This window comes from Sphingobacterium sp. SRCM116780, from assembly GCF_021442025.1.
In the GTDB taxonomy this organism is placed as follows: domain Bacteria; phylum Bacteroidota; class Bacteroidia; order Sphingobacteriales; family Sphingobacteriaceae; genus Sphingobacterium.
Genome location: NZ_CP090446.1, coordinates 3,562,194 through 3,587,233, shown reverse-complemented (window position 1 = coordinate 3,587,233; position 25,040 = coordinate 3,562,194). Strand labels below are relative to the sequence as shown.

General features: G+C 36.1%; 20 protein-coding genes and 1 tRNA gene. 14 read left to right on the top strand and 7 right to left on the bottom strand.

Features of this window, described 5'->3' with window-relative positions:
- The first annotated feature begins 177 nt into the window (after nt 1-177).
- From LZQ00_RS15440 to LZQ00_RS15425, 4 genes are all read left to right on the top strand, one after another.
- Nucleotides 178-1,782, top strand: a complete 1,605-nt coding sequence (locus tag LZQ00_RS15440) for a M20/M25/M40 family metallo-hydrolase (RefSeq protein WP_234510160.1) — start codon at nt 178-180, stop codon at nt 1,780-1,782.
- Between the two features lie 130 nt (nt 1,783-1,912).
- Complete coding sequence (gene uvrA / locus LZQ00_RS15435) at nt 1,913-4,714, top strand: excinuclease ABC subunit UvrA (RefSeq protein WP_234510159.1); 2,802 nt, start codon at nt 1,913-1,915, stop codon at nt 4,712-4,714.
- A 34-nt stretch (nt 4,715-4,748) separates the two neighbouring features.
- Nucleotides 4,749-6,389 carry an alkaline phosphatase PafA gene (gene pafA / locus LZQ00_RS15430; protein ID WP_234510158.1) on the top strand — a complete coding sequence of 547 codons (1,641 nt, stop codon included), beginning with the start codon at nt 4,749-4,751 and terminating at the stop codon, nt 6,387-6,389.
- A gap of 66 nt (nt 6,390-6,455) precedes the next feature.
- On the top strand, nt 6,456-6,905 hold the full coding sequence (locus tag LZQ00_RS15425) for an RrF2 family transcriptional regulator (protein ID WP_234510157.1): 450 nt from the start codon (nt 6,456-6,458) through the stop codon (nt 6,903-6,905).
- A gap of 78 nt (nt 6,906-6,983) precedes the next feature.
- On the opposite strand, the gene metG is transcribed toward LZQ00_RS15425, so the two are convergent.
- The gene (metG, locus tag LZQ00_RS15420) at nt 6,984-9,053 is read right to left on the bottom strand and encodes a methionine--tRNA ligase (RefSeq protein WP_234510156.1); all 2,070 of its coding nucleotides are present in this window, start codon (nt 9,051-9,053) and stop codon (nt 6,984-6,986) included.
- A 99-nt stretch (nt 9,054-9,152) separates the two neighbouring features.
- Between metG and LZQ00_RS15415 the strand changes: the two genes are divergently transcribed.
- Both LZQ00_RS15415 and LZQ00_RS15410 read left to right on the top strand, forming a co-directional pair.
- Nucleotides 9,153-10,058, top strand: coding sequence for an LD-carboxypeptidase (locus LZQ00_RS15415; protein WP_234510155.1), 906 nt, complete (start codon nt 9,153-9,155; stop codon nt 10,056-10,058).
- Nucleotides 10,059-10,062: 4 nt separating this feature from the next.
- Nucleotides 10,063-10,470 carry a DoxX family protein gene (locus tag LZQ00_RS15410; RefSeq protein WP_234510154.1) on the top strand — a complete coding sequence of 136 codons (408 nt, stop codon included), beginning with the start codon at nt 10,063-10,065 and terminating at the stop codon, nt 10,468-10,470.
- A 65-nt stretch (nt 10,471-10,535) separates the two neighbouring features.
- Here LZQ00_RS15410 and LZQ00_RS15405 read toward each other — a convergent pair whose 3' ends face one another.
- Nucleotides 10,536-13,046, bottom strand: a complete 2,511-nt coding sequence (locus LZQ00_RS15405) for a family 20 glycosylhydrolase (protein WP_234510153.1) — start codon at nt 13,044-13,046, stop codon at nt 10,536-10,538.
- Nucleotides 13,047-13,171: 125 nt separating this feature from the next.
- On the opposite strand from LZQ00_RS15405, the gene LZQ00_RS15400 reads away from it, so the two are divergent.
- Nucleotides 13,172-13,243: transfer RNA gene (locus LZQ00_RS15400), tRNA-Glu, on the top strand.
- A gap of 555 nt (nt 13,244-13,798) precedes the next feature.
- Nucleotides 13,799-14,911 carry an acyltransferase family protein gene (locus tag LZQ00_RS15395; RefSeq protein ID WP_234510152.1) on the top strand — a complete coding sequence of 371 codons (1,113 nt, stop codon included), beginning with the start codon at nt 13,799-13,801 and terminating at the stop codon, nt 14,909-14,911.
- Between the two features lie 391 nt (nt 14,912-15,302).
- On the opposite strand, the gene LZQ00_RS15390 is transcribed toward LZQ00_RS15395, so the two are convergent.
- Nucleotides 15,303-17,123, bottom strand: coding sequence for a histidine kinase (locus tag LZQ00_RS15390; protein WP_234510151.1), 1,821 nt, complete (start codon nt 17,121-17,123; stop codon nt 15,303-15,305).
- Nucleotides 17,124-17,125: 2 nt separating this feature from the next.
- Nucleotides 17,126-17,443 carry a hypothetical protein gene (locus tag LZQ00_RS15385; RefSeq protein WP_234510150.1) on the bottom strand — a complete coding sequence of 106 codons (318 nt, stop codon included), beginning with the start codon at nt 17,441-17,443 and terminating at the stop codon, nt 17,126-17,128.
- Between the two features lie 706 nt (nt 17,444-18,149).
- Between LZQ00_RS15385 and LZQ00_RS15380 the strand changes: the two genes are divergently transcribed.
- The 6 genes from LZQ00_RS15380 to LZQ00_RS15355 all read left to right on the top strand — a co-directional run bounded on the left by LZQ00_RS15380 (nt 18,150) and on the right by LZQ00_RS15355 (nt 22,900).
- A complete protein-coding gene (locus LZQ00_RS15380; protein WP_234510149.1) occupies nt 18,150-18,905 on the top strand; it encodes a hypothetical protein in 756 nt (251 codons plus the stop codon).
- A 37-nt stretch (nt 18,906-18,942) separates the two neighbouring features.
- Nucleotides 18,943-19,416: a hypothetical protein gene (locus LZQ00_RS15375; protein WP_234510148.1), complete on the top strand. Its 474-nt coding sequence runs from the start codon at nt 18,943-18,945 to the stop codon at nt 19,414-19,416.
- Nucleotides 19,417-19,453: 37 nt separating this feature from the next.
- The gene (locus LZQ00_RS15370) at nt 19,454-20,194 is read left to right on the top strand and encodes a hypothetical protein (protein WP_234510147.1); all 741 of its coding nucleotides are present in this window, start codon (nt 19,454-19,456) and stop codon (nt 20,192-20,194) included.
- A 51-nt stretch (nt 20,195-20,245) separates the two neighbouring features.
- Nucleotides 20,246-21,301 (top strand): cellulase family glycosylhydrolase, encoded by a 1,056-nt coding sequence (locus LZQ00_RS15365; RefSeq protein ID WP_234510146.1) that lies wholly within the window; start codon nt 20,246-20,248, stop codon nt 21,299-21,301.
- A 49-nt stretch (nt 21,302-21,350) separates the two neighbouring features.
- On the top strand, nt 21,351-22,010 hold the full coding sequence (locus LZQ00_RS15360) for a porin family protein (protein ID WP_234510145.1): 660 nt from the start codon (nt 21,351-21,353) through the stop codon (nt 22,008-22,010).
- 167 nt (nt 22,011-22,177) lie between these two features.
- Nucleotides 22,178-22,900 carry a LytR/AlgR family response regulator transcription factor gene (locus LZQ00_RS15355; RefSeq protein ID WP_234510144.1) on the top strand — a complete coding sequence of 241 codons (723 nt, stop codon included), beginning with the start codon at nt 22,178-22,180 and terminating at the stop codon, nt 22,898-22,900.
- 207 nt (nt 22,901-23,107) lie between these two features.
- Here LZQ00_RS15355 and LZQ00_RS15350 read toward each other — a convergent pair whose 3' ends face one another.
- The 3 genes from LZQ00_RS15350 to LZQ00_RS15340 are packed head-to-tail and all read right to left on the bottom strand — an operon-like array spanning nt 23,108 to nt 25,040.
- Nucleotides 23,108-24,088 (bottom strand): DUF5777 family beta-barrel protein, encoded by a 981-nt coding sequence (locus LZQ00_RS15350; RefSeq protein ID WP_234510143.1) that lies wholly within the window; start codon nt 24,086-24,088, stop codon nt 23,108-23,110.
- A complete protein-coding gene (locus LZQ00_RS15345) occupies nt 24,060-24,620 on the bottom strand; it encodes a YceI family protein (protein WP_234510142.1) in 561 nt (186 codons plus the stop codon). The genes LZQ00_RS15350 and LZQ00_RS15345 overlap by 29 nt, the downstream gene beginning before the upstream one ends.
- A 9-nt stretch (nt 24,621-24,629) precedes the next feature.
- Nucleotides 24,630-25,040, bottom strand: coding sequence for a hypothetical protein (locus LZQ00_RS15340; RefSeq protein ID WP_234510141.1), 411 nt, complete (start codon nt 25,038-25,040; stop codon nt 24,630-24,632).

Here is a 25,040-nt window from a genome sequence, read left to right as displayed (position 1 = left end):
ACATATTCACCAGCGATTGGTCAACACATAGATGCCCTCTGTTTTTATGCTATTAACGTTTATAAGTACAAATCGTTGTGAAACTTCTTTCGTAATAAAATTAGTGCAAAGTATATATTGTCAATATAATTTTCGATTTTTATTGTAACCTCTTATTAAAACACTAAAGATATTATTATGAGAAAAACTAACCTAAACTATATTTCATCAAAAAGAATCTTATTATATACCTTGTTTTTAAGCTTTTTAGCTACGGAAAATGGATTTGCACAAAGTAGATCTCCGCAAGAACTACAGGTATTAGAACCAATTGTTAAAAAAATTGTTGAGGAAGCGAATCAAAATTCTCATTTAGAATCCCTCGCTTTTGAATTATTAGACGTTGTGGGACCGCGTTTAGTGGGTACACCTGGAATGACCCGTGCGAATGAATGGGCATTAGCCAAGTTTGAAAGTTGGGGTATCGCTGCTCAGAATCAGAAGTTTGGTGAGTGGAGAGGTTGGGAACGTGGGATTTCGCATATCGATATGATGGCACCTCGTGTAAAGACATTAGCAGGGACACAGCTCGCATGGAGTCCGAGTACAAAGGGAAAAAGTATACAAGGAGAGGTGATCGCACTTCCAGACGTGAAGGACTCTTTATCTTTTAACAATTGGTTACCTTCCGTGAAAGGGAAATTCGTGATGATCTCCATGCCACAACCCACAGGTCGTCCTGATCACAATTGGGAAGAGTTTGGAACAAAGCAGTCTATTGAAAAAATGAACAAGTCGCGAGATTCTTTAACCGTTTTGTGGAACAACCGTATCAAAGCTTCGGGCATGTCTGCTAATGCTCTTCCTTCAGCTTTAGAAGATGCTGGAGCAGTAGGTATTTTGACCAGTAATTGGTCCAGAGAATTTGGGGCAAATAAAATATTTGGAGCACGATCATATAAAGCCCCATCTTTGGATATTTCGTTAGAAGACTATGCCATGTTATATCGTCTTGCAGAAAAAGGAATTAAACCGAAGGTTAGCGTAGAGACCGCTTCAAAAGACTTGGGTAATGTCCCTTCATTTAATACAATTGCAGAAATTAAGGGAAGTGAATTTCCCAATGAATATGTTATTCTTTCAGCACACCTTGATTCTTGGGAAGGTGGTTCTGGAGCAACAGACAATGGAACCGGAACGATTGCGATGATGGAAGTTGCGCGTATATTGAAAAAAATAGTACCCAATCCTAAGCGAACGATTTTGATTGGTTTGTGGGGAAGTGAAGAGCAGGGGTTAAATGGTTCTCGTTCTTTTGTATTGGATAATCCAGATATCATCGAAAAGACACAAGCCGTTTTTAATTTAGATAATGGTACAGGTCGAGTAGAAAGAATTAATGGTTCAGGCTTTGTTCATGCCTATGATTTTATCTCTCGTTGGATCTCTGCTGTACCCACAGCCGTTACGAAAGATATCAAAACTGAATTTCCCGGTCTTCCAGGAGGAGGAGGGTCAGACCATTCTTCTTTTGTGGCAGCAGGAGTACCCTCCTTTATGTTGAGCTCTTTATCATGGGGTTACTTTAATAATACTTGGCATACCAATTTAGACACCTATGACAAGCTCGTATTTGATGATCTGAAGTACAATGTTATCCTTACTGCTGTGATGGCTTATAAAGCTTCCGAAGAGCCTAAGTTAGTCGATCGAGAACAACGTGTCTTGCCATTGGGAAGCGACGGCAAACCAGGTGTTTGGCCCCCGATTAGACAACCAAGGAGAACAGGTGTTGGTTATTAAATTGCCAAATTATTAAGAATTTGTAAAATATTAGGCTTTTCTTAGTCCGTGTTATTAATAAGGATTTTAAATACCTATTTTTGTTTATATCTGTATGTCAGATTGAAGCAAATTAGACTGGAATTTATAAATGGCAAAAACACAGGATCATAGTCCGAAAAATTATATTCAAATAAAAGGAGCAAGGGTCAATAATCTAAAGAATATTGATATCGATATTCCCAAAAATAAATTGGTTGTCATTACAGGTATGTCAGGTTCAGGAAAATCTTCTTTAGCTTTTGACACGCTGTATGCCGAAGGGCAGCGTCGATATGTAGAAAGTCTATCTTCTTATGCACGACAATTCATGGGAAGAATGAATAAACCTGAAGTTGATTACATCAAAGGAATTGCACCTGCTATTGCTATTGAGCAACGTGTGATTACCAGTAACCCACGTTCAACAGTAGGAACTTCGACCGAGATCTATGATTATTTGAAGCTATTATACGCACGAATAGGTAAAACAATATCCCCGATATCAGGTCGATTAGTTACAAAAGATACCGTATCAACGATTGTTGATTTTGTCGCTAATCTGGAGGAAGGTACCTCGATAACGATCTATGCACCGCTTATCCCTGCTAATGATCGTAAGTTGAAAGAAGAATTGTCTTTATTGCTACAAAAAGGATTTGTACGGATCAAGCACAACGGCGATTTGCAGAAAATAGAGACCATTATTGATGATCGAAAAGTCGATAACAAAGCAATTAAAGAACATGAAATAGAAATTGTTATTGATCGTGTTCGTATTGAAAAAGATGACGATACCTTAAATCGACTTTCAGATTCTATTCAAACAGCCTTGTTTGAAGGAAAAGGAAATTGTTCCATAGCCGTTGGAGATGATATACATCATTTCTCAGATCGTTTCGAACTTGATGGTATTTTATTCGAAGAACCAACCCCTAACTTCTTCAGTTTTAATAACCCTTATGGTGCTTGCCGTCGTTGTGAAGGTTATGGGAAAGTAATTGGTATTGATGCAGACTTGGTGATTCCAGACAAAAGCCGATCCGTATACGATGGTGCTATTGCACCTTGGCGTGGAGAAAAAATGGGAGAATGGTTGCAGGCACTTGTAAAAGTTGCTTTAAAATTTGATTTCCCTATTCATCGTTCCTATTCCGACTTAACAGATGCGCAGAAAAAAGTGCTTTGGACTGGAAATAAATATTTTGCAGGACTCAATCAGTTTTTTGAAGAACTAGAAGAACAAACGTATAAGATTCAATATCGCGTTATGTTATCACGCTATCGCGGTAAAACAGACTGTCCAGACTGTCATGGATCACGTTTACGTAAAGATGCTACCTATGTCAAAGTTGCGGATAAGTCGATTACGGATATTGTGTTGATGCCATTGGATAAAGCATTGGCTTTCTTTAAAACCTTAACGTTAGAAGGAAATGATCTATTAATCGCAAAGCGATTATTATCAGAGATCGACAGTCGATTACAGTTTTTATGTGATGTAGGATTGAGCTATTTAACGTTAAATCGTCTCTCTAACTCCCTTTCTGGAGGAGAATCTCAACGTATCAATCTAGCAACCTCTTTAGGTAGTTCGTTAGTTGGGTCTATTTATGTATTGGATGAGCCAAGTATTGGTTTACATCCCAGAGATACCCAAAGACTGATTGGCGTTTTAAAATCATTACGAGATATCGGAAATACGGTCATTGTAGTCGAGCATGAGCAAGAAATGATGGAATCCGCCGATTATCTGATTGATATTGGCCCAGAGGCTGGTGTGAATGGAGGGGAACGGGTTTTTGCAGGAGAATATGATGCGATCCTAAAAGATACGAAAAGTTTAACCGGTCGATATTTAAGCGGGAAAGAAAAAATTGTTATTCCACAACATCGCCGTAAGTGGAACAACGCTATTACCATAAAGGGAGCACATGAAAATAATCTACAGGGAATCGATGTTACTTTTCCACTCCATAACTTTACGGTTGTTACTGGAGTTTCAGGCTCAGGAAAAACTTCCTTAGTGAAAAGAATTTTATATCCCGCCTTGCAGAAGGCAATTGGTAATTACTCTGGAGAGCAGACGGGTGTATATGATGGGATTGAGGGAGATATTGGTCAAGTAGAACAAATTGAAATGGTTGATCAGAATCCAATCGGTCGATCTTCTCGTTCTAATCCTGTTACCTATGTGAAGGCTTGGGATGAAGTTAGAGCATTGTATTCAAATTTGCCTATTGCTAAAGCAGCAGGATTGAAACCTGCAGCATTTTCATTCAATGTGGAAGGTGGCCGATGTGATATTTGCCAGGGAGAAGGAGAGGTGAAGATTGAAATGCAATTTATGGCAGATATTGTATTGCCCTGTGAAGCATGTGAAGGCAAGCGATTTAAGCAACATGTCTTAGACGTACAGTATAAACATAAATCCGTTGCTGATGTTCTTGAATTGAGTGTGGATGAAGCGATTGTTTTCTTTGCTGATCAAGCAAAAATCTTGTCAAAATTGCAACCTCTACAAGATGTGGGATTAGGATATGTCAAATTGGGACAATCTTCGAGTACGTTATCTGGTGGAGAAGCACAACGGATCAAATTGGCTTCCTTCTTAATTAAAGGGAATAATAGTAAAAAAACCTTATTCATTTTTGATGAACCGACAACAGGACTTCATTTTCATGATATTAAGAAGCTGCTGAAATCATTTGATGCATTGATGGCTTTAGGCAATAGTATTCTAGTTATCGAGCATAATATGGATATGATTAAATCGGCAGATTGGGTTATTGATATTGGTCCAGAAGGAGGAGATCGAGGAGGTAAATTGGTTTTTGCTGGTCTTCCGGAGGATTTAGTCCATTGTAAAGATTCTTATACAGGACAATATTTACAATCACATTTAAAAGATTAGTTTTTACATTTATAGCCTAAATAGAACAAAAGACATGATTAAAAAAATGTTAATAATGATGTGTGTAGGGTTTTGTAGCCTAACAAGCTTTGCACAGTCACCAGAACGTCCTAAGTTAGTCGTTGGTCTTATGGTTGACCAAATGCGATGGGATTATTTGTATCGATTTGCGGAACGTTATGGCAATGATGGGTTTAAAAGATTGTTGAATGAAGGGTTTTCTTGCGAAAACACGTTGATCAATTATATTCCTACCTATACGGCGATTGGACATAGTTCCGTGTATACAGGATCTGTACCTGCTATACATGGTATTGCGGGGAATGATTGGATTATGGAGCAGACGGGTAAAGCGATGTACTGTACGCAAGATGATAATGTACTAGGCGTAGGAACAACAGAAGCTGAAGGAAAACAATCCCCTCGTAATCTCCTTGCTTCAACGATTACCGATCAATTGAAATTAGCGACAAATTTTAAATCTAAAGTTATTGGTATTGCGATCAAAGATCGTGGTGGTATTCTTCCAGCAGGTCATTTTGCTGATGCCGCTTATTGGTTTGAATCAAAATCAGGAAATTGGATCACCAGTAATTTCTACATGGATAAACTACCAAAATGGGTAGAGGGTTTCAATAAGAAAAAACTTGCTGAAAAATATTTGAAACAAGATTGGAAACCATTACACGATTTATCAACGTATACCGCAAGTATTGCTGATGATAATGTGTATGAAGGTAAATATGCAGGAGAAGCAAGTCCGACATTGCCTCGTGAAACATCGAAGTTAATGCAAACGGAAGGGTTCGAGTTAATTAAAACAACCCCTATGGGTAATACGTTAACATTAGATCTGGCAAAAGCAGCGATTGAAAATGAAAAGCTAGGAAATAACCCAACAAAAAGTACCGACTTTCTATGTGTAAGTTTATCGGCAACAGATTATGTAGGTCACCGTTATTCACTTTCTTCTGTAGAGATCGAAGATATCTATTTGCGACTAGATCGTGAACTAGCAGATCTATTCAATTATTTGGATAAGTCTGTAGGTGCAGGAAACTATACGTTCTTTTTAACAGCAGATCATGCAGCCTCTTATAATTCACGTTATTTCATGGACATGAAAGGAAATGGTGGTTACTTCCCAAGTAGACAGATCCTCACCTCGTTAAATAAAGACTTGGAAGCTAAGTATGGACAAGAAAAGCTTGTAAAAAGCTTAATGAACTACCAGGTTCATTTGGATAACGCAAAAATAGAGCAATTCAAATTGGACGAGGAAGCGATTAAAGCCGATATTATCAAACAGTTGAAAAAAGAGGACGGAGTTGCTTTTGTATTTGATATGTCGAAAGGAGATGTTTTACAAGCACCACTTGCGATACGAGAAAAAGCAATCAATGGCTATAATTTGAAACGAAGTGGGGTGATCCAAATCGTCGTAGAGCCACAATGGTATGATGGTACACCACGATCTACTGGTACTACGCACGGAACGTGGTCGAGTTTTGACTCGCATATCCCTTTAGTGTTTATGGGTTGGGGTATCAAACACGGTGTTTCTAATAAAGCGGTCAATGTTACGGACATTGCACCTACATTAGCGGCTTTACTACATGTAATGGAACCAAATGGAAATATTGGAACCCCAATCGTAGAAGTTCTTGGGCAGTAGTATTTGTTTAATGCTATATAATCGATAGAATTTAGTAGATTTGTAGATAAATTTTTAGTATAGCCTATGCTTTCCAAAAAAACAAAATATGCCATTAAAGCCCTGATGGTTTTAGGCAGAAACTATGGTAAGGATCCCATGCAGATTGTGAAAATTGCTGAAGAAGAAAATATTCCTAAGAAATTCTTAGAACAAATTCTACTAGAAATGCGCAATGCGGGGATTTTATACAGTAAAAAAGGTGCTGGAGGTGGCTATAGCTTAAATAAAGCTCCTGAAGATGTGTTTTTATCTCAGGTGATGCGATTAATTGATGGACCTATCGCTCTTTTACCTTGCGTCAGTCTTAATTTTTATCGTTCATGTGACGAGTGTACAACGGAACATGCCTGTGGTATACGCGATACTTTTGTCGAGGTACGTAACGCAATGTTGCAAATATTGAATGATACCAGCGTGGCAAATTTAATTAATAAAGAAAAACAGTTAAACCTGGACACATCAGAAGAAGTATAATCAAAAAGATAAGCATATAGAAAAGGGTCGAATTAAAATTTTAATTCGACCCTTTTCCTTTTGATGAAGACAATAGCATTATCTTACTGTACTACCTGGTTTAATCGCCGTTGAAGGATTAACAAAGTCCAAACGACCATCAGCATCTTCAGCCATCAAAATCATCCCCTGCGATGTAATTCCTTTGATTTCGCGCGGTTCTAAATTGACCAATATAGATACTTGTTTACCAATGATCTCTTCGGGTGTGAAAAATTCTGCAATACCCGAAACGACAGTACGTTGATCTAAGCCCGTATCAATTTTAATTTTTAATAATTTCTTTGTTTTAGCGACTTTTTCAGCCTCTAATATAGTTCCTACACGAATATCTAATTTCGTAAAGTCATCAAAAGAAATATTTTCTTTAACAGGATCTGTTTTTGCATTTGCAGCAGCATTTGCTATTTTAGCTTCAACCAATTTATTTAATTGGAAATCAACCTGTTCATCAGTTATTTTTTCAAATAATAACTGCACTTCACTTAATTGATGACCTTCAGCAATTAAATCTGTTTTTCCAGCATCTTCCCAATTCAATTGCGCTAAATTAAGCATCTCGAATAGCTTAGTAGCTGTTTTTGGAAGGAATGGCTGCGCTAAAACCGCTAAATTTGCTACGATCTGAGTCGCGACATTCAAAACTGTTTTTACACGCTCTTCATCAGATTTAATAACTTTCCAAGGCTCTTCATCAGCTAAATATTTGTTTCCTAGACGAGCAACATTCATGAAGTAAGACATCGCTTCTCTAAAACGGTATTGCTGAATAGAACCCGTGATTGCGTCTGGAAATTTTGCTAATTCAGCAAAAGTATGTTGATCAACTTCGTTAAAAGGAGATCCATTTAAGACCTTTCCATCAAAATATTTATGCGATAATACCATGACACGGTTGACAAAGTTACCTAAAATAGCAACCAGCTCATTATTTACACGCGCCTGGAAATCTTTCCATGTAAATTCACTATCCGATGTCTCTGGAAGAATAGACGTCAATACATAACGCAATTCATCTTGTTTTCCAGGGAACTCTTGTAAGTATTCATGTAACCAAACAGCATGATTACGAGAAGTCGACAATTTGTCTCCCTCTAGGTTTAAGAATTCATTTGCAGGAACATTGTCTGGCAAAATATATTCACCATGTGCATGTAAGATTGCAGGGAAAATAATACAATGGAATACAATATTATCTTTTCCAATGAAGTGAATTAAACACGAGTCGTCTTCAGGATTGGCTTGTTTTTTCCAATAATCTTCCCAATTTTTACCATGATCGATTGCCCACTGTTTCGTTGCTGAAATATAACCAATAGGAGCATCTAACCATACATATAGTTTTTTACCTGCTGCTTCTTTTAAAGGAACATCTACCCCCCAATCTAAGTCACGTGTCATCGAACGAGGTTGTAAACCCGATTTTAACCAAGATTGGCATTGACCAAACACATTGGATTTCAGGACATCTTTTTTACCTTCAATCAACCATTTTTCTAACCAAGGTTGATATTTATCTAAAGGCAAGTACCAGTGTTTTGTTTTCTTTAAAATCGGCGTTTTACCACTCAATGTTGATACTGGATTAATTAAATCTGTTGGATTTAATGAAGTACCACATTTTTCACACTGATCACCATAAGCACCTTCCGATTTACAATTGGGGCAGGTACCGACAATGTAACGATCGGCCAAGAATTGATGAAAATCTTCATCATAATATTGCTCTGAAAACTTCTCTATAAATTCACCTTTTTCATATAAATTCAGAAAAAACTCTTGCGACAATTCATGATGAATAGGCTCTGAAGTACGGTGGTAGATATCGAATGCAATGCCGAATTGCTCAAAGCTTTCTTTGATTTGTGCATTGTATTTATCAATAATTTGTTGCGGTGTGATCCCTTCTTTTTTTGCACGAATTGTGATGGCAGCACCATGTTCATCAGAACCACAAACATACACCACGTCTTTGTTGTTAAGACGTAAATAACGAACAAAAATATCACCAGGAATATAGGCACCGGCCAAATGGCCAATATGTAAAGGACCATTCGCATAAGGCAATGCCGAAGTAATGGTGTAACGTTTTTTGGATATATTACTCAATGCTGTACAGTAAATTAGTAGTTGGCGAAATAAAAAAACAACACAAATGTTTGTTTCTTTCACAAAGATAATTCAATTTGCGGTATTAAAATAAAGATTATGACGAAAATACCTGAATTTCTTAAAGCAGGGGATAAAGTTGCAATTGTCAGTCCTGCAAGCTTTATTCGAGGAAATATAGATATAGCTATCAAAATATTAACATCTTGGGGCTTGGAAGTTGTTATTGGGAAAACTGTAACCGCTTCCTATCATCAATTCGCAGGCGATGATCAGCTGCGAGCAGCAGATCTACAATGGGCCCTGGATGACAAATCAATAAAAGCAGTTTTTGCTGCTCGAGGAGGATACGGCTGTGTGCGTATCATTGATCAACTTGATTTTTCAACGTTTAAAAAACATCCAAAATGGGTGATCGGTTTTAGTGATATCACCGTTTTACACAGCCATATCCAACGACAGTTTGGAATACCGACGATACATGGTCAAATGCCAAAATCATTTGAGGCAGGTACCGAAGCCTCTTTAGCAACATTGAAAGCGGCATTATTTGGCGAGTCTGTCAATTATAAATACGAACAAGAAGAAATGCCAAATCGAGTAGGGGAAGCAGAAGGTATACTTACAGGAGGAAATTTAGCTATTTTATTATCCATATTGGCGTCCAAATCTGATGTCAATTATGATCATAAGATTTTATTTATTGAAGATGTTGGCGAAACTTTCTACAGTGTAGATCGGATGCTGTGGGCGCTAAAACGTGCAGGTAAATTTGATAAAATCAAAGGGTTAATTGTCGGCGGATTCTCAGGGATGAAAGATGGAGATCCTTCCTTTGGGCAGTCAGTTGCAGAAATCGTCTTGGATAAAGTTCTTGAATATGATTTCCCTATTGCTTTTGCTTACCCAGCAGGACATATTGATGATAACCATGCCTTAGTTTTTGGAAAGAAAGTAAAATTGAAAACAACAAAAAAGAAAGTATCATTAAAATACATCGATTAATCATATGGCAATATTAGGCACATTAGGAAAATACAAAGATCTCGGGTTATTGATCATGCGTATCGGTTTAGGGGTCATGATGATTGTACATGGATTCCCTAAAATAATGGGGGGTGTAGCAATGTGGAAGGACTTAGGAGCTTCTATGAGTGTTTTAGGCATTCATTTTTTGCCAGTCTTTTGGGGCTTTATGGCCGCTATTGCTGAAGGTGTTGGAGGTTTGTTTTTAATCATAGGCCTTTGGAATAGACCTACTTTATTGTTTTTAGCCTTTACCATGTTGGTTGCAGCACTTGTGCATTTAGGAAAAGGAGATGGCCTAAGTGGGGCATCACATGCTATAGAATTATTCTTTGTTTTCATCGGACTCCTATTTGTAGGGCCTGGAAAATATGCTGTAGATAAGAAATAATGCAATAAATACTGAACAAAAAAAGAGGTTTGAATTTCAAACCTCTTTTTTTGTTCAGTATCCTTTTAGTAGGTTGAAACGATACCCAAATCACCGTTTTCTGTAATCACTCGAAATTTGTAAGTCGACTTGTTATTAAAAGGAATTCCTGCTTTAAATTCTTTAGATTTTAAAGTCGGTTCCGTATTATTCTCCGTATAATAAATTTTAAATCCAGGATAATCCGTATTCGCGAACAGTTTGCCGTTTTCCAATTTAACACCAACTGCAGGAACACGATAATGGTAACCCTTATTTACTTTGTCCAGTTTCTTCAGTTCATCATTTCCCAACTTTTGCATGAATCCTGCATAGCTGTTTTGGTAAGTTTGGACATCAAAGCTTGCACCGTTTTCCCAAGCTTGTTCTGGAGCCCAACCGCGATCAGCAATAGCCAATAAGCGTGGGAATATCATCTCCTCAAGACGCGTGTCATTACTGATTTTTTCAGACCACAGTCCACCCTTCACGCCTAAGAAATTAGATTTCCCCTTTTCTGTCAAATGCACTTTTGTTTGCGCAAAATCCTTCGGTAAATCTTTCCCTGAATTATCTTTGAAAAGATTGATGAAGTAATTTTCAGGCGCGAATGAATAGGCCTTGTTGATATCCACTAAACCGACCCAACTGTGTCCAGGTTCAGCAAAATTATGATCCCAAGTCATATCCAGATAATTATTGTAAGCAGAAGTAAATACAACTTTATAGCCTGCATTTGCTAAACGGTAAGCTAAATCTTCTTGCCCACCACCAATCAAATTATTCCAAACATTCAACTGAATTTTATGATCACCCAAATCAGGATTTACATCCATCCGTTTTCCAGAATTTTTCATACCCATCTCTTCCCAACCCGACATGATTAACCCCTTAGACTGACATATTTCATTAATCTCGTTGATATAATAAGGCCAAACATCATGAACAGATGTGATGCTTTGCTCCTTCATAAAAGCCGCAATTTTTGGTGATTTTTCCCATACACCAGCAGGAGTTTCATCTCCTCCTAAATCGATCATAGTCAACGGTACTCCCGCTTTTTCATGCATAGCTTTAACTTCATCTATGACCTTACTGATGAAATGATAGGTAGAGGGTAATGCTGGATTTAAAACATTATCATTCCAGTTCTGAGCAGAATTATAGACAGAAACATCATTCGGATCATGCAATAAGTACTCTTCTGCTGCTTTTAAATCTCCAGCTTGTTTAAATTTATGGTAACGCGCCTCCATTGATTTTATCGCTGCACGCGCATGTCCTGGAGTCTCAATTTCAGGGATCACTTCAATGTGTCTAGCCTGAGCATATTGTAAGATTTCAATATAATCTTGTGCACTTAAGAACTGTTTTTCTTTTGGAACAGCCCCTGATCCATAAGCAGGTTGCAAAGAATTTCCATTCTTAAAATTGGCAGAACGTACACTTCCAATTTCTGTTAATTCTGGTAACCCTGGGATTTCTAAACGCCAACCTTCATCATCGATAAAGTGAAAATGAAATTTGTTCAGTTTATATTGTGCCATCACATCCAATAGACGTAACACTTCGGCTTTACTGTGGAAGTTCCGTGCAACATCTAGCATCAAGCCCCTGTAAGGATAACGCGGTTGATCTTTTACTTGTGCAAAGGGAAAATTTAGTGTCTTATTAGACTTGCTCCAATTGGTTGCAGGCAATAACGATTTTAAACTTTGAATACCATAAAAGGCACCCGTTGCTGTACTTGCTTTGACTGTTATACCTTTACTATCGATGGTCAATTCATAAGCTTCATCTGCCAATCCGCTTGTCTTGATGATCTTAACTTGGGCATCTTTATCTTGTGTTTCCTGTGATTGAACACCTGTTTGATCCTTTAAAAATTGTGCAAAAAAAGTAGCCTCTCTTTTAAAATCAGCATCGCAAAAGATAAGAGCCGTATTTGATAATTTAAAGGTAGCATTTTTGTCAACTTGAGATTGGGTAGGTTGCGGTAAAATATCCTGCTGCACACCTTTTGAAAGAAGCTCGTTGTTGGTATACTTCTGTTCTAAATATGTTTTTCGCTCTTCTGGAGTAAAGGTGTTTTTTTGTGCTTCATAGTTTTTAATATTAGCGTAAGTACCCTTATCATCATAACTTACATATAAACCAATAGGACCATCCGTATAGTTAATAAGACCACCTTTGGTTGTAAAATTAATTTCAATGGTATCTTTAGGCTGTAAAACCAAATTGTTTTTAACAAACTCTAGTTGGAACAAATCACCATTTCGATGTGACAATTTAAATCTAGGATCAATCGAATTAGCATCTATTCCACGAATAAAATTAAACCACAAAGACCAGTCTTTAAGTGCAAGTTTTTGATTATTGGTGTTTTTAATAACTAATTTTGTCGTCGGGTTTTTTCTTAAATTTTTGCCAGTAGGAACTTCCCATTTCACCGCTATTTTATTTTCGATGTTCGCAGGAGATTGGGCAAAAAGATTTATAGAAAGAAGTCCTAAGGCAGTAGATAACCAAATAGATTTTTTGTAAAATGGATCATTCATATGTTTATAGTCTGTTGCGTTTGTTGACAACTAAAGATACAACATAAAAGGAAATAAATAATTTTTATGTTGATATTTTGATAATATGAATATACTTTCTATATTTGCACACCGAAACACAAAAAGGCCCGTTCGTCTAGGGGTTAGGACGTTAGATTTTCATTCTAGAAACAGGGGTTCGATTCCCCTACGGGCTACAAAAAATCACATTAACAAAAAAACAAAAAGATCCTACATTGTAGGATCTTTTTTTGCGCTTAAATTTAGCTATACCTAATAGCAAATCAGGCAACGATCTTCCATACCAAATGTTTTTAAGGCATTTTTCAGCCATAGTTTAATTATTCAAAAGCCAAATAATTCCATCCAGCTAAATCAGAAGTAAAACGATCAAATAGTTAAAGTTATTCTTTTTCTACCTCCTCTGGTTTATTGTTCCGAAGGGTCACTTCAATCTCTCTTTTGAAAACCGAGGTCTCCAGACCGAAATATGGCACTGCTCCACTTAATAATACGCTCTACTTTATTTCCAGACAGAGTCTTTGTTTTTATTGACCGCTGAAAAAGCGAACAATAAACCAAATAGGCACTGCTAGATGTGTATTGGGGTAACGACAATATGAAATGTATCACTATAACAGGTTGATTTTTAATGAATAATTTTTTTAAAACTTATTCCTAATATCATATATTTATATGTTGGCAGTAAATCGACTGAACAAAATTAACAAACAATAAATTTTACAAAATAATTGGACAAAAATATTCATCAAAAATTATACGGGCTTGACCATTTACGAGCGTTAGCAATTGTATTTGTTTTCCTTTTTCATTATTTTATTTTAAGTGGCGGACAACCCGAATGGTTGCCTGGCTTTGCAAAATTTGGTTGGACAGGAGTAGATTTATTCTTTGTTTTGAGCGGTTTTTTAATTTCGTCACAGCTTTTCGTTCAAATCAAACAAAGAAAAACAATTTCATTCAAACAATTCTTCTTGAAACGTTTTTTTAGAATTGTACCAATATTCTTGGTTACCGTGGGATTCTATTTTTTCTTTCCGTTCTTTCGTGAAAAAGAAAGTTTACCGCCATTATGGAGGTTTCTAACTTTCACACAAAATCTTGGACTAAACTTGAAAGATTTTGGAACATTCTCACACGCTTGGTCACTTTGTGTGGAAGAACATTTTTATTTATTCCTACCACTAATCTTGATTTTCTTACAATTCACTAAACTCATAAAAAAATCTTATTGGTTGTTAATTGTTTTGTTTCTATTTGGTTTTGTAATCAGAATTTACAGTTATAACCAATTATATCTTCCGAAAATTGATGACGGAAATAGTTGGCTGTTTTGGTACAAATACATTTATTACCCAACTTATAGTCGTTTAGATGGGCTTTTAGTTGGCGTTTCAATTGCAGGAATTTATCAGTTTTTGCCGACCTTTTGGAACAGAATAGCTAAATACGGAAATCTATTTATTGTTTTGAGTTTGGTAGTTTTAACAGGTGCATATTTTCTTTGTTACGACCAAATGACTTTTAACGCCTCTATTTTTGGTTTCCCATTAATAGCAATTGGTTATGGATTTATGGTTGTTGGAGCAGTTAGTCCGACAAGTTTTTTATACAAATGGAATTCAAAAACAACAACATTTATTGCGACGCTTTCTTATGCGACTTACTTGACACACAAAGGCGTAATTCATATAACACATCAATTGTTAGCAGACTTTAAAATTGACAACAATTTGATGCTTTTAATTTGTATGACAACTTGTATAAGTTTTGCCTATTTACTACACTTGACAATAGAAAAACCGTTTATGAAATTAAGAAACCGAATACTCGAAACAAAATAAAACCTACCAGCAACAATAGGCTTGACAATAATGGTGCTGACGTTTTTCAAATGCCACACCATGGACGAGGCCAACCGCTACTCGTTGGTGGGAACAACTCCTCAGGTTTATTGTTCCGAAGGACCACTTCAATCCTCTCTTTTGAATTATGGTCTCTAGGCCAAAATACAGCACAGCTCCACTTATAATACGTTCTGCTCTATTTCCAAACAGAATCTTCGGTTTTATTGACCGCGAAAGAGCAAACAATAAACCAGATAGGAGAAAAGAAAATTAAGATCAAGTATTTTTATGTAATATTCAAGTTGATGCGAATTGAAAAAAATCTCTTGTTTTTCATGACAATAAGACTGAGTAAGTCCATTTAAACAAGTCTTAGATAACTAAGATCTTAGTGTTTTGATTCAGAGTCAGGATTCCGAAAAATAGGCAAGCATATCGTAGCAATGGTTCCCTTCTGATCTACACGAGTTTTGATGGTAAAACTAGCTTTGTCATTAATCTGCAGTCTGTTAATCATATCGATCCTTTCATTGATGAAAACCAAACCTAAAGACATTTCTTTGATACTATCCTTAGTATTTTTATTGGATCTATTATCAATTCCAACCCCATTATCTTCCACGGTAATACAAATTCTATCCTCTTTTTTTTGAAGCGTTACAGATACATGTGCATCTGCCTTTGGATTTATAATCAATCCATGTAAGATGGCGTTCTCTATTAAAGGTTGGATCAACATAGGTGGGAGATATAAGGTTTTCAGCTGAATATTATCCGCCACTGTAAACGTATAGGTAAAAGCCTCATCATAACGCATCGCTTCTAACTCCGTATATAGCATTAAAGCTTTCCATTCTTTATCTCCTTTTACTAAACTTTTTGTGGAATTTTCAAGAATCAATCGGCTCAATAGGGCAAATTTTTGTATTAACCTTGACGCAGTTCTTTTTTCATTATCCATGATATAAGACTCAATCGAGTTCAATACATTAAAAATAAAGTGCGGATTCATCTGCGAACGAATAGCCTTTAATTCACTTTCAGACAATTGATATTGATGTGTTAATTGCAATGCATTTTGAGCAGCTTGCTGCTGTTGTAGTGAGTTTTTAAATCTTAATTGCCTGATGCGGTAAATGCTAATGAAAAAGAAAATAATAGCAATGAAAGCGATCAATAAAATAATAAAATTCCGCTCTTTTTCAGCTGCTTTTGCATCAGCTAATACCAGTTTTTGTTTATTGATGAATAAGCTATCTTGTTTTTGCCTAAGTTCATATTTGGCACTCATTTCAGCTATAGCATTACCTATACGCTCCATATTGATACTATCCTTAGTGATATTTTCTAAGTCTTTAAAGTAAAAAGCCTGATCAAATTTTCTTTGTTTGCTGTAGACATGAGCAAAATTGGAATAGAGCACTGCTCTATGTGTATTTGTAATATAAGGAGTAATAAATTGTTGTGCATTTTTTAAACAGATTAAACTTTCCTCAAATCTGTTTTGTCGCATTAAACAATCACCTTTATTGGCAAATGCAGTGAACAACCCTGTGCTATCATGAGCTGTTGTTAAAACTGCTATTGCTTTATCATAGTAAGCTAAAGCAATAGGGTATTTTTTTTGTAAAGAGTAAGTATCTCCGGTAAAAAGTAAGGCGTTGTTTTTTGAATGATTGTGACTTGAATTGTTCGTAGTAACTTTATTGAAATATAAGAGTGCGTTATCATATTCATTCGCACTCTTATAGGACAACCCTAGATTATTTAAACATTCAAACATACTGGTACTATCTTTTAAGATCTGTTCGTAAACCAATTGTTTTTTAAAATAGCGAATAGCACTCGTATACCTATTGGTAAAACTTAACTCTATACTCGCTAGTCGACTGAATAAAAAGGATAAGGCAGCATAATCTTTTTCACGCTCGCAAAATTTAACCGCCTCACCATAGTAGTAAATACTGGAGTCAATCTTGTTAATCGCTTCATAATTACTACCTAAATGCATATTTATTCTTTCTGAATATGCCACATCTTTCCCCTTTAAAGCTTTAGCTTTTAATAACAATTTAATAGCAGCCTCGTATTTATTTTGTTGCGTGCTATCTGCTGCTGCGTTTACTAAAGCTTTATACTGGCTTTGTGAAACCGCCAAGAAATGAATGAATGATAATGCTATAATTAAAAACAATCTTGCAGACGTCATCACTATTTTTTGAGGAGTAAATTGAAACGTAAGCGCTTTATTACATTTATAATCTCTATAGGAGTTAATGGAGGAGGAGTTGGTTTTGGCTTTACTAAAACAACCTGGTGTGCATTAAGCACGCCTTGATTTAGAAATTTAGCAATAATTTTATTCTCTTTTACCGTTATGATGATTTCCAAATCCTCAAAATTAATGTCTTTTTCTACTGAGAAATTGACAGAATGTGTAAGATTAATTTTTTTATCTGTTTTGATTTTAGCCTTATCAATTGGAGCTTTGGCAGGAGATGTTGCGGTTGTTTTTTTCGGTGATTTCATTTTTCGGAATAAATTTTAGTGTTATTAATGACTGTCCTTACAGACAAGTATGTATTGTCTCTTTTATTGAATTATTTCTTTTTGTTATTTCAAAGTAACAGATAAATATGTCCAATAGCATTAATTTAAACTAAGCTATAAGGGTCGTTCACTCATTTAAAACACCTGTTCACGCAACAGATTAAAATTATACTCAAAGATGATATCATAATTAGCATTGTACAACAGAACAAGTGTCAAAAGAGTACTTTAGATTTAGAAATTTCGAGCTATAAATTATTTGCCAGAGTGCAGTATCATTAATCATAGCAATCACCCCTATATATCTTTATTCTGTTTACTAAATATACTGATTTTTAGTTCGACAACAAATATCTTTCCCATTAAGAAACATCATTTAATGATTTTCTTAAAAGATCAATTTTATAGTCTACAGGTTTGCGCGAAAAACCTAGATTATGCGAAATGAAAAATTGGCTAATATACTTTACACTCTTATGTCTATTATACAATGTCAGTATTGCATAAATATATCTACTTGGATCGAAAAGCTGAATAAGAAGATAGATATATAATCATAGAATTTTGCTTTACTCATCCTATCATATCTTTCACGCATTAAAAAACAGCGTTCGATCATTGTCTTAAAATAGCATTCAGAAGATATATAAGTTTGGATAAGCAATTTAAAACAAAACATAAAACCATGAAAAAATTAGTATTAATTCCGATGTGCATTTTTTTTATTGTGCTATCATGTAAAAAGGACAAAGCACCTTCCGAAGGAACAGAAGTGATAAAAGGAGACATTAAACAAGTTGTAGAAACTCAGAACGGCATTACCTACAAAATTTTCACTGATAAAAATACAACGACTTTCAAAGGGATCTTGGTTGTAGGAAGTGGCAACGATGAAAACAATCCCTCTGAAGGTGGTATCAACGGAGCTGTAGAAACAGCACTATGTGAAAAAGCGGCAGCAAATGGATATGCAGCAGCCATTGTAAAGTATAGAAAAACCCCTGGGACTGAAGATTGGAATGGAAGTGCAAAAATGTTAGGTGAAGATTATGATAAATGCATAGTAGCTATTGCAGGCAAATATAATATAGATAAAAATAAATCAGTTGTTGCAGGATTTTCTTATTCGAGTTTTTTGCTCCTAACACACATCGCCTATTACGATAATTTAAGCTACTGCAAAGGTCTTCTCGCGGCGTGTGGATCAACAGATCAAGATAAAATAAACAAATTTAAAATCCCCGTCTTGAGCTTGACAGGTAAGGATGAGTTTGAAAGCTATGAAGGCAATTTTATAGGTGCGACCTTATATACTAAGATACCAGCAAATTCTCCAATTAAAGCTAAAAGCGAGGGTTTTAGCGATCCCAACAGCACTGGACATTGTAATGGTGATTGGACAGAGAAAATGTTCACTAAAATGAATGCCTGGATGCAATAGGCAATTTTATAATCAACAATATTAAAAAAATAGTATCATGAAAAATTTAAAAAACAACTTCGCAAAAATACTCATCATCATGAGTGTGTTCTTCGTATTTAGTTCTTGCAAAAAAGATAATGATAACAATCAGTCGGATACTAAATCTGGCAGTTTCACTTATCAGGGTAAAACTATGGACATCAAAACTGCTGATTATCGTGGTGGTGATGGAGATGGTGCTTGGCTTTACTTTATGACAGGTGATTATCATGCACTGCAGATTCGCTTTTCCGGCTTAGGAGATTATGTCATCCCAATTGGAACATTCACTTTCAAAAATGGTAGTGGCTATAATCCCACAACAAATTTTAAAGGAGGTGCAGTAACCATTAACAATGTAGGTGACGAGATAAACGGCGGTACAGTAGTAATCGAAAAAGAGGGCGACAAATACAAAATTAGGATCAACACAACAACGGAAAAGGGACCATTATCTGGAAATTTTGAAGGAACGTTAGAAAAAATATAATGTGAATTAGTAAAAATGTAATGTTATTAAACTTGTTATGAAAAACCTTAGAATCATATTTAAAATAACCTTGTTCACGTTGACAATGGTTATCGTAAGCTGTACAAAAGGCAGCGACCAACCCGGAGAGGTAGTGCCTCCAGAAAACAGTACTGTCAAGGTGGATGATTTATTAGATTACTACATCGTTAGCGCACAAAAAACAGGTGCTACGAAATTAGCGGTGATGTCTTTTGAGAAAGATGGTGATGTCGTTAAAGCGAGCGTTCATGGAAGGGGATACTTGCGTGTTAAAAATATAGTAGTTGAAAATTCTATTCTTAGTTTTGATACCGAAGGCTTTGGATCTTATCAATATACGTTAGAAAAAGACGCTACTGGTGTCCTTCATCTCAAATCATATAGTTATACTGGAAATACCACGATTGATTATGCAATATTAGCTAAAAAATCAACAGCATTTGCATTTACGAATACAACTTTCAAGACCAAGTCGGGTACAGAAGACTTGGTCTTCAAATTCACAAATACCAATACTTTAGAATGGGATATCAGAGTAAGACAAATTGGAACTAAAGTAATCAATGGACAACCTATCCCAATTATAGGCACAGGTCCAGATTTTACGAAGCCATTTTACAGTTTAGGTACAGTTGGTTTTAAAACCAATACAGATGAATTTATCGGTGTGGCTGTTCCAAGTTGGAAAGACGCAAATGTACCCTTGCTGTTAGTCGAAAATGGAGCGTCAGCAATTATGAAAGCTGAAAAACAATAAAAATAGAGGAAAAATCATTGATCATATCATTGAAAACTAAAATTTACTACAATGAATGCTTTACCATTATATGTGTCGATTTTGTTCTTTTGTGTGTTTACGAGCTGCAAAAAAAAGGATGAAACGAAACCAGATAAGGATGTTACTACAGGCCTGCACGTGAAAGATGGTCAATATCTCGCCGATAAATGTGGAAACAAAATTGTATTGCATGGTGTCAATATGGGCAGTGTTTATGCGGTCAACTTCGGATTAAAGGAGCTAGAAGAAATTGAAAAAACAGGTGCAAATACTGTCCGTATCATACTCACGCAAAACTACCAGGATTGGCAAAATGGGGGTAAACTGACCATAGTAACTGGCGCTAAAATAGAACCGATCATTACCTCTTGTTTAGCTAAAGGTATGATCCCGGTTTTAGAATTGCATGACTTTACTGGAACGACCAATGTGACTAACGATTTGCCAAAGGCTATACAATGGTGGACAAAACCAGATGTAAAATCAGTATTGTTGAAATATCAGCAATCAATTATTGTTAATATTGCCAATGAACCTGATAATGGCGCTGCTTCTGATGTAACTTATAGAGATGCCAATTTAACCGCAATAAAGAATTTAAGAGATGCAGGATATACTTGCCCGATAATGATCGATGCCCCATATTATGGAAAAGATTATGTGTTTTTTCTTTATCAAGGGAAAGCGCTAATCGACGCTGATCCGTTGCATAATTTGCTGTTTAGCGTACATGCCTATTGGCCTACCAATGGAGCCTTTGAGAATTATTCTGATGTTAAAATAAGGGATAATTTCAAGGCACTTAAACAGTCTGGTCTACCTATTGTATTAGGTGAGTTGGCTGCTGCAGATATTCAAAATGGTCTTGCATATAACATTAATTATAGGTTGTTAATGAAATTATGTCAAGAAAACCAGTTTGGCTACCTGGCTTGGTGGTGGGGTTTTTACAATAATCCTGACGCGAACAATCAGTTAAGTATGACCAATGATGGTTTATACAGTGGTTTACAAGGTGCCGGATTTGTAATCGCATATGATGATGTAAATTCTATCTCTCATACATCAAAGAGAGCCTGCAAATAATAGCATTTTTCTACGGAAAAATATTCACCCAAGACTTAAAACAAAAAACATGAAAAATTTATTTATTACCCTGTTATGCATACTTAGCATAGGAGGACTATCGGTTCAAGCACAAACGAAAAAACCGATTAGAAAAACAGTTAGTACGACCAAACATACAGAGACTAAAAAGGCTACTAAAACAGTCTCTACCGAATCTTCTGCAAAGCTTGGAGAAACGGCAAAAACGGAAGAACAACTTACAATTAAATCGACGAGACAATCACCAGAACAGTCCCGTAAAAATACAAGCAAAAATACTTACAAAGCAGCATTTGGTATAAAATTTATTTATGGTATTTCATTAACGGGCAAAGTTTTCATAAAAGAAAGATCTGCACTCGAAGGTATCTTAAGATACAATGGTGCAGGAGGGACAGGAAGTAATATTGCTTTTACAGGTTTATATGAATACCATACGGCGATTAAAGGTGTAGATGGTTTGCGCTGGTACGTTGGTGGAGGAGGTCATATAAATTATTTTAACTGGAAAGATGCTGACTTAGATCCAGTTATAACCTTTGGTATAGCAGGTATTGCTGGTCTCGAGTATAAGTTCGCAAATCTTCCGTTGGCAGTGAGTGTCGATTGGCAACCTGCCTATATCATTAGTAATAATGGTGGTTTCTCTGCAGAAAATGGAGGTGTTGGTCTCAAATACACGTTCTAGTCATTAATCCAGAACATTGCTGATATGAAAATTCTAAATACAGGGGTTACTCTGAAAATCTAGTCGTATATCATTCTAAAAAACGTATAGCATAGTGCTTGATTATAACCTAAATAAGAGTTGTATAAGCCAAATAAATAAACGAAATTTAGTTAGAGGAACCTATTATGTTAAAAGCAGTGATATTAGACGATGAGGTTAAGGGTAGTAAGCTGCTTAGCCAGAAGCTAGGGTTTTTTGAGGAAGAGTTACAGGTTGTCGGAATTTTCAACCAGCCGACCAAGGCATTGAACGCGTTGATTGAGCTTAAACCAGATGTACTTTTTTTAGATATTGAAATGCCAGGTATGAATGGTTTTCAGTTTTTAGAACGTTTAGGCAGTTTTGATTTCGAAGTGATTTTCACTACAGCATACGATAGCTACACCCTTGAGGCACTTCGATTAAGTGCGGTAGATTATTTGCTTAAGCCGATTGATGAGGAAGAACTGAGAACTGCGATTACTCGGTTAAGAAAACGAGTAGCAGAAAAATCCAACTATAAATCCTTAAAAAAAGAGAAGGTTAATAGCAATCGCTTAGCATTAGCTACTGCTGAAGGGGTGTATATTGTGGATAGAGCCAATATTATGAGGGTTGAAGCCATGAGTAATTATAGCGTATTCATATTGGCAGGAAATAAAAAAATAGTCGTTTCCAAAACCCTTAAGGAATTTGAAAACATATTAGATGATGAGTTTTTTACGCGCATAAGTCGTTCGGTGATTATTAATTTAACGTACGTAGTTAAATATCGGAAAGGAGACGGAGGAACTTTAGAGCTTTCTGACGGCTCAGAGGTAGAGGTGTCAGCCTATAGAAAAGATGTCCTACTTCAGAAGTTATTTTAAACATAAACCAAGACAAGATACCGTGTTAAAATAAGGTTTGTATAGCTTAGTTTATAAAGATTTTGGGATTGTCTCAAATAGAAAAAAATAGCGTGGATTCGATCCATGCTATTTCCACATATCGAACGATATTGGGAAAAGAGTCCAAGTTTTCCGATATGGATATAGATCTTTGATTGAACAAAATGACCCTGATTTATATTTCCATTATTCTTTCGTTTTTTTGTTGAAACTAAACCGTCTGGCAATACTAAAGCCCCATCTGAATTGACCCTTACCCCAAGAGCTGTTCGTTTCACTTATGAATTGAGACTCTTGTACGGCAGTTGCATTGGTAAAATTAAGATGAAATATATGACCACCAGTTTCTATTTCCAATCCCACACCTAGTGCATGATAATAACGTTGACCCGTTACATTTTCTCGATACTCTTTTTTTGATGATTGACGAAAAGGTAGAACATAATCAGCCACAAGAGCCATTCTATTACTGACTTTTACACGACCTCCAAGACCCACTGCAAATAGATTATTTTGATCGTTATAGGCTGTAAAATTACGGTGGAGGTAGGTTGGTACAATCGTGAATGAAAAGTCTGAGCTAAATTTTCGAGCTATAATCAATTGGCTGACATAATTTAAGCGATCACTAAAGCGATCAAAGTGTGCTGCTGAACTTTGATCTTCCGATGCTTCCATAGCGGACACGGTTGTACTTCCAAAAAAAGCAATGGACACCGGAATACGGTTGTCTATTGTTTGTTCTAGAAAACGATATTTAACATTAGCCTCATAAAGCTGCCGGATTTCTGTAGCTCCTTTTGCTCTTGCAATTCCAATATTGAGGTTATCGCGTATTCCATAGTCAAAACCTATCCGGATATCTGTAGAATTATCCAATCCAAAGAAATTTTTTCCTCCCCCGTTACTACCTGCAATATCTCCAAAACGATGGTCAACTCGAAAATCCAGTTCATTCCGATGAATCGTTTCTGTTGTTTTTAAATTAATCAGATTACCAGCCTTAAATGTCGCTGTGACTTTTTCACTCTTTGGGCCACTTAAATCGACTAACTTTTCCAAATCTTCTTGAGCGAAAACGGATGAGGAGATCGCAGAGAGGATGATAAATAGTATATATTTCATTTGATTATCTGAGCTATAATTGTCCATTTTTATACGTGGCATCTATTTTTACTTTTACAACCTCTGCTATATTTTTTCCAACGATAGAGGGTATCGTGATCTTATGGTCTGAAAGTCTAACATCAAAACTCGCTAAGGTTTTTATCACCGAATTTTTAACGTTAAATGCGACCAATGTAACATAGGGTTTATTAACACCATGGATTTGCAGTGTCCCTGAAACCTTCAAGGTATAATTACCATTATCATTGAGTTTTTTACTCTCTTCAATCTTACCTTTGAATTCTGAAAACGGGTATTTGTCACTTTCCATGTAATTTTCATTAAAGTGTTCCTGCATGAGTTTTTTATCGAACTCAAAAGACGTGTTTTTGACCTTAAAGATAATATCACCGGTACTGATATTTAGAGCCGATCCAGCAAGATTGCTTTTGGCTTCTATATCTTCTAGCGGTGCGCTACTAAAAAAGCTAATGGTAGCATCTTTTGAAGTAAATGTTATATTTTGCTGTGCAAATACCTCCATACTTCCGATCAAAAACCAGAGGATGAAATAGATGTTGATTTTTTTCATGAGTAATAATTAGTTTTCAGGTGTGCTACGTTGGATCCAGGCACTCACCAATTCTATTTCTTTTGCTGTCAAACTGCCACTCTTAGGCATAGCTTTCGTTACCACGACCATATTATTAATCCTAGAGGCATTATCTTTAACGGAGTTATAGCCATTAAAAGTCCAATTCCCGCTAGCGGATTGTCCACTCGCATGACATGAGCTACATTTGACTTCCAAGAGACCTTTTATAAAATTAGTATAAGACACGTTCGCTGTAGTCACTGTCTCGGTTCCAGTTGGAGGTTTAGGGGTTGGTTCCTCAGCTTGTTTTTTTGTACAACCCATAAACGTAACAAGTCCTATGGATAGGCAGATAATCGACACATAGCGATAACGAAATGTGTTCCATGACCGTTTTTTTGTTTTCGATGTATTCAT

Excerpts from the sequence above, each read along its gene's own strand:
- LZQ00_RS15440 (WP_234510160.1), top strand. The coding sequence starts at position 178 with ATGAGAAAAACTAACCTAAACTATATTTCATCAAAAAGAATCTTATTA.
- uvrA (WP_234510159.1), top strand. The coding sequence starts at position 1,913 with ATGGCAAAAACACAGGATCATAGTCCGAAAAATTATATTCAAATAAAA.
- pafA (WP_234510158.1), top strand. The coding sequence starts at position 4,749 with ATGATTAAAAAAATGTTAATAATGATGTGTGTAGGGTTTTGTAGCCTA.
- LZQ00_RS15425 (WP_234510157.1), top strand. The coding sequence starts at position 6,456 with ATGCTTTCCAAAAAAACAAAATATGCCATTAAAGCCCTGATGGTTTTA.
- LZQ00_RS15415 (WP_234510155.1), top strand. The coding sequence starts at position 9,153 with ATGACGAAAATACCTGAATTTCTTAAAGCAGGGGATAAAGTTGCAATT.
- LZQ00_RS15410 (WP_234510154.1), top strand. The coding sequence starts at position 10,063 with ATGGCAATATTAGGCACATTAGGAAAATACAAAGATCTCGGGTTATTG.
- LZQ00_RS15405 (WP_234510153.1), bottom strand. The coding sequence starts at position 13,046 with ATGAATGATCCATTTTACAAAAAATCTATTTGGTTATCTACTGCCTTA.
- LZQ00_RS15390 (WP_234510151.1), bottom strand. The coding sequence starts at position 17,123 with ATGACGTCTGCAAGATTGTTTTTAATTATAGCATTATCATTCATTCAT.
- LZQ00_RS15385 (WP_234510150.1), bottom strand. The coding sequence starts at position 17,443 with ATGAAATCACCGAAAAAAACAACCGCAACATCTCCTGCCAAAGCTCCA.
- LZQ00_RS15380 (WP_234510149.1), top strand. The coding sequence starts at position 18,150 with ATGAAAAAATTAGTATTAATTCCGATGTGCATTTTTTTTATTGTGCTA.
- LZQ00_RS15375 (WP_234510148.1), top strand. The coding sequence starts at position 18,943 with ATGAAAAATTTAAAAAACAACTTCGCAAAAATACTCATCATCATGAGT.
- LZQ00_RS15370 (WP_234510147.1), top strand. The coding sequence starts at position 19,454 with ATGAAAAACCTTAGAATCATATTTAAAATAACCTTGTTCACGTTGACA.
- LZQ00_RS15365 (WP_234510146.1), top strand. The coding sequence starts at position 20,246 with ATGAATGCTTTACCATTATATGTGTCGATTTTGTTCTTTTGTGTGTTT.
- LZQ00_RS15360 (WP_234510145.1), top strand. The coding sequence starts at position 21,351 with ATGAAAAATTTATTTATTACCCTGTTATGCATACTTAGCATAGGAGGA.
- LZQ00_RS15355 (WP_234510144.1), top strand. The coding sequence starts at position 22,178 with ATGTTAAAAGCAGTGATATTAGACGATGAGGTTAAGGGTAGTAAGCTG.
- LZQ00_RS15350 (WP_234510143.1), bottom strand. The coding sequence starts at position 24,088 with ATGCCACGTATAAAAATGGACAATTATAGCTCAGATAATCAAATGAAA.
- LZQ00_RS15345 (WP_234510142.1), bottom strand. The coding sequence starts at position 24,620 with ATGAAAAAAATCAACATCTATTTCATCCTCTGGTTTTTGATCGGAAGT.
- LZQ00_RS15340 (WP_234510141.1), bottom strand. The coding sequence starts at position 25,040 with ATGAATACATCGAAAACAAAAAAACGGTCATGGAACACATTTCGTTAT.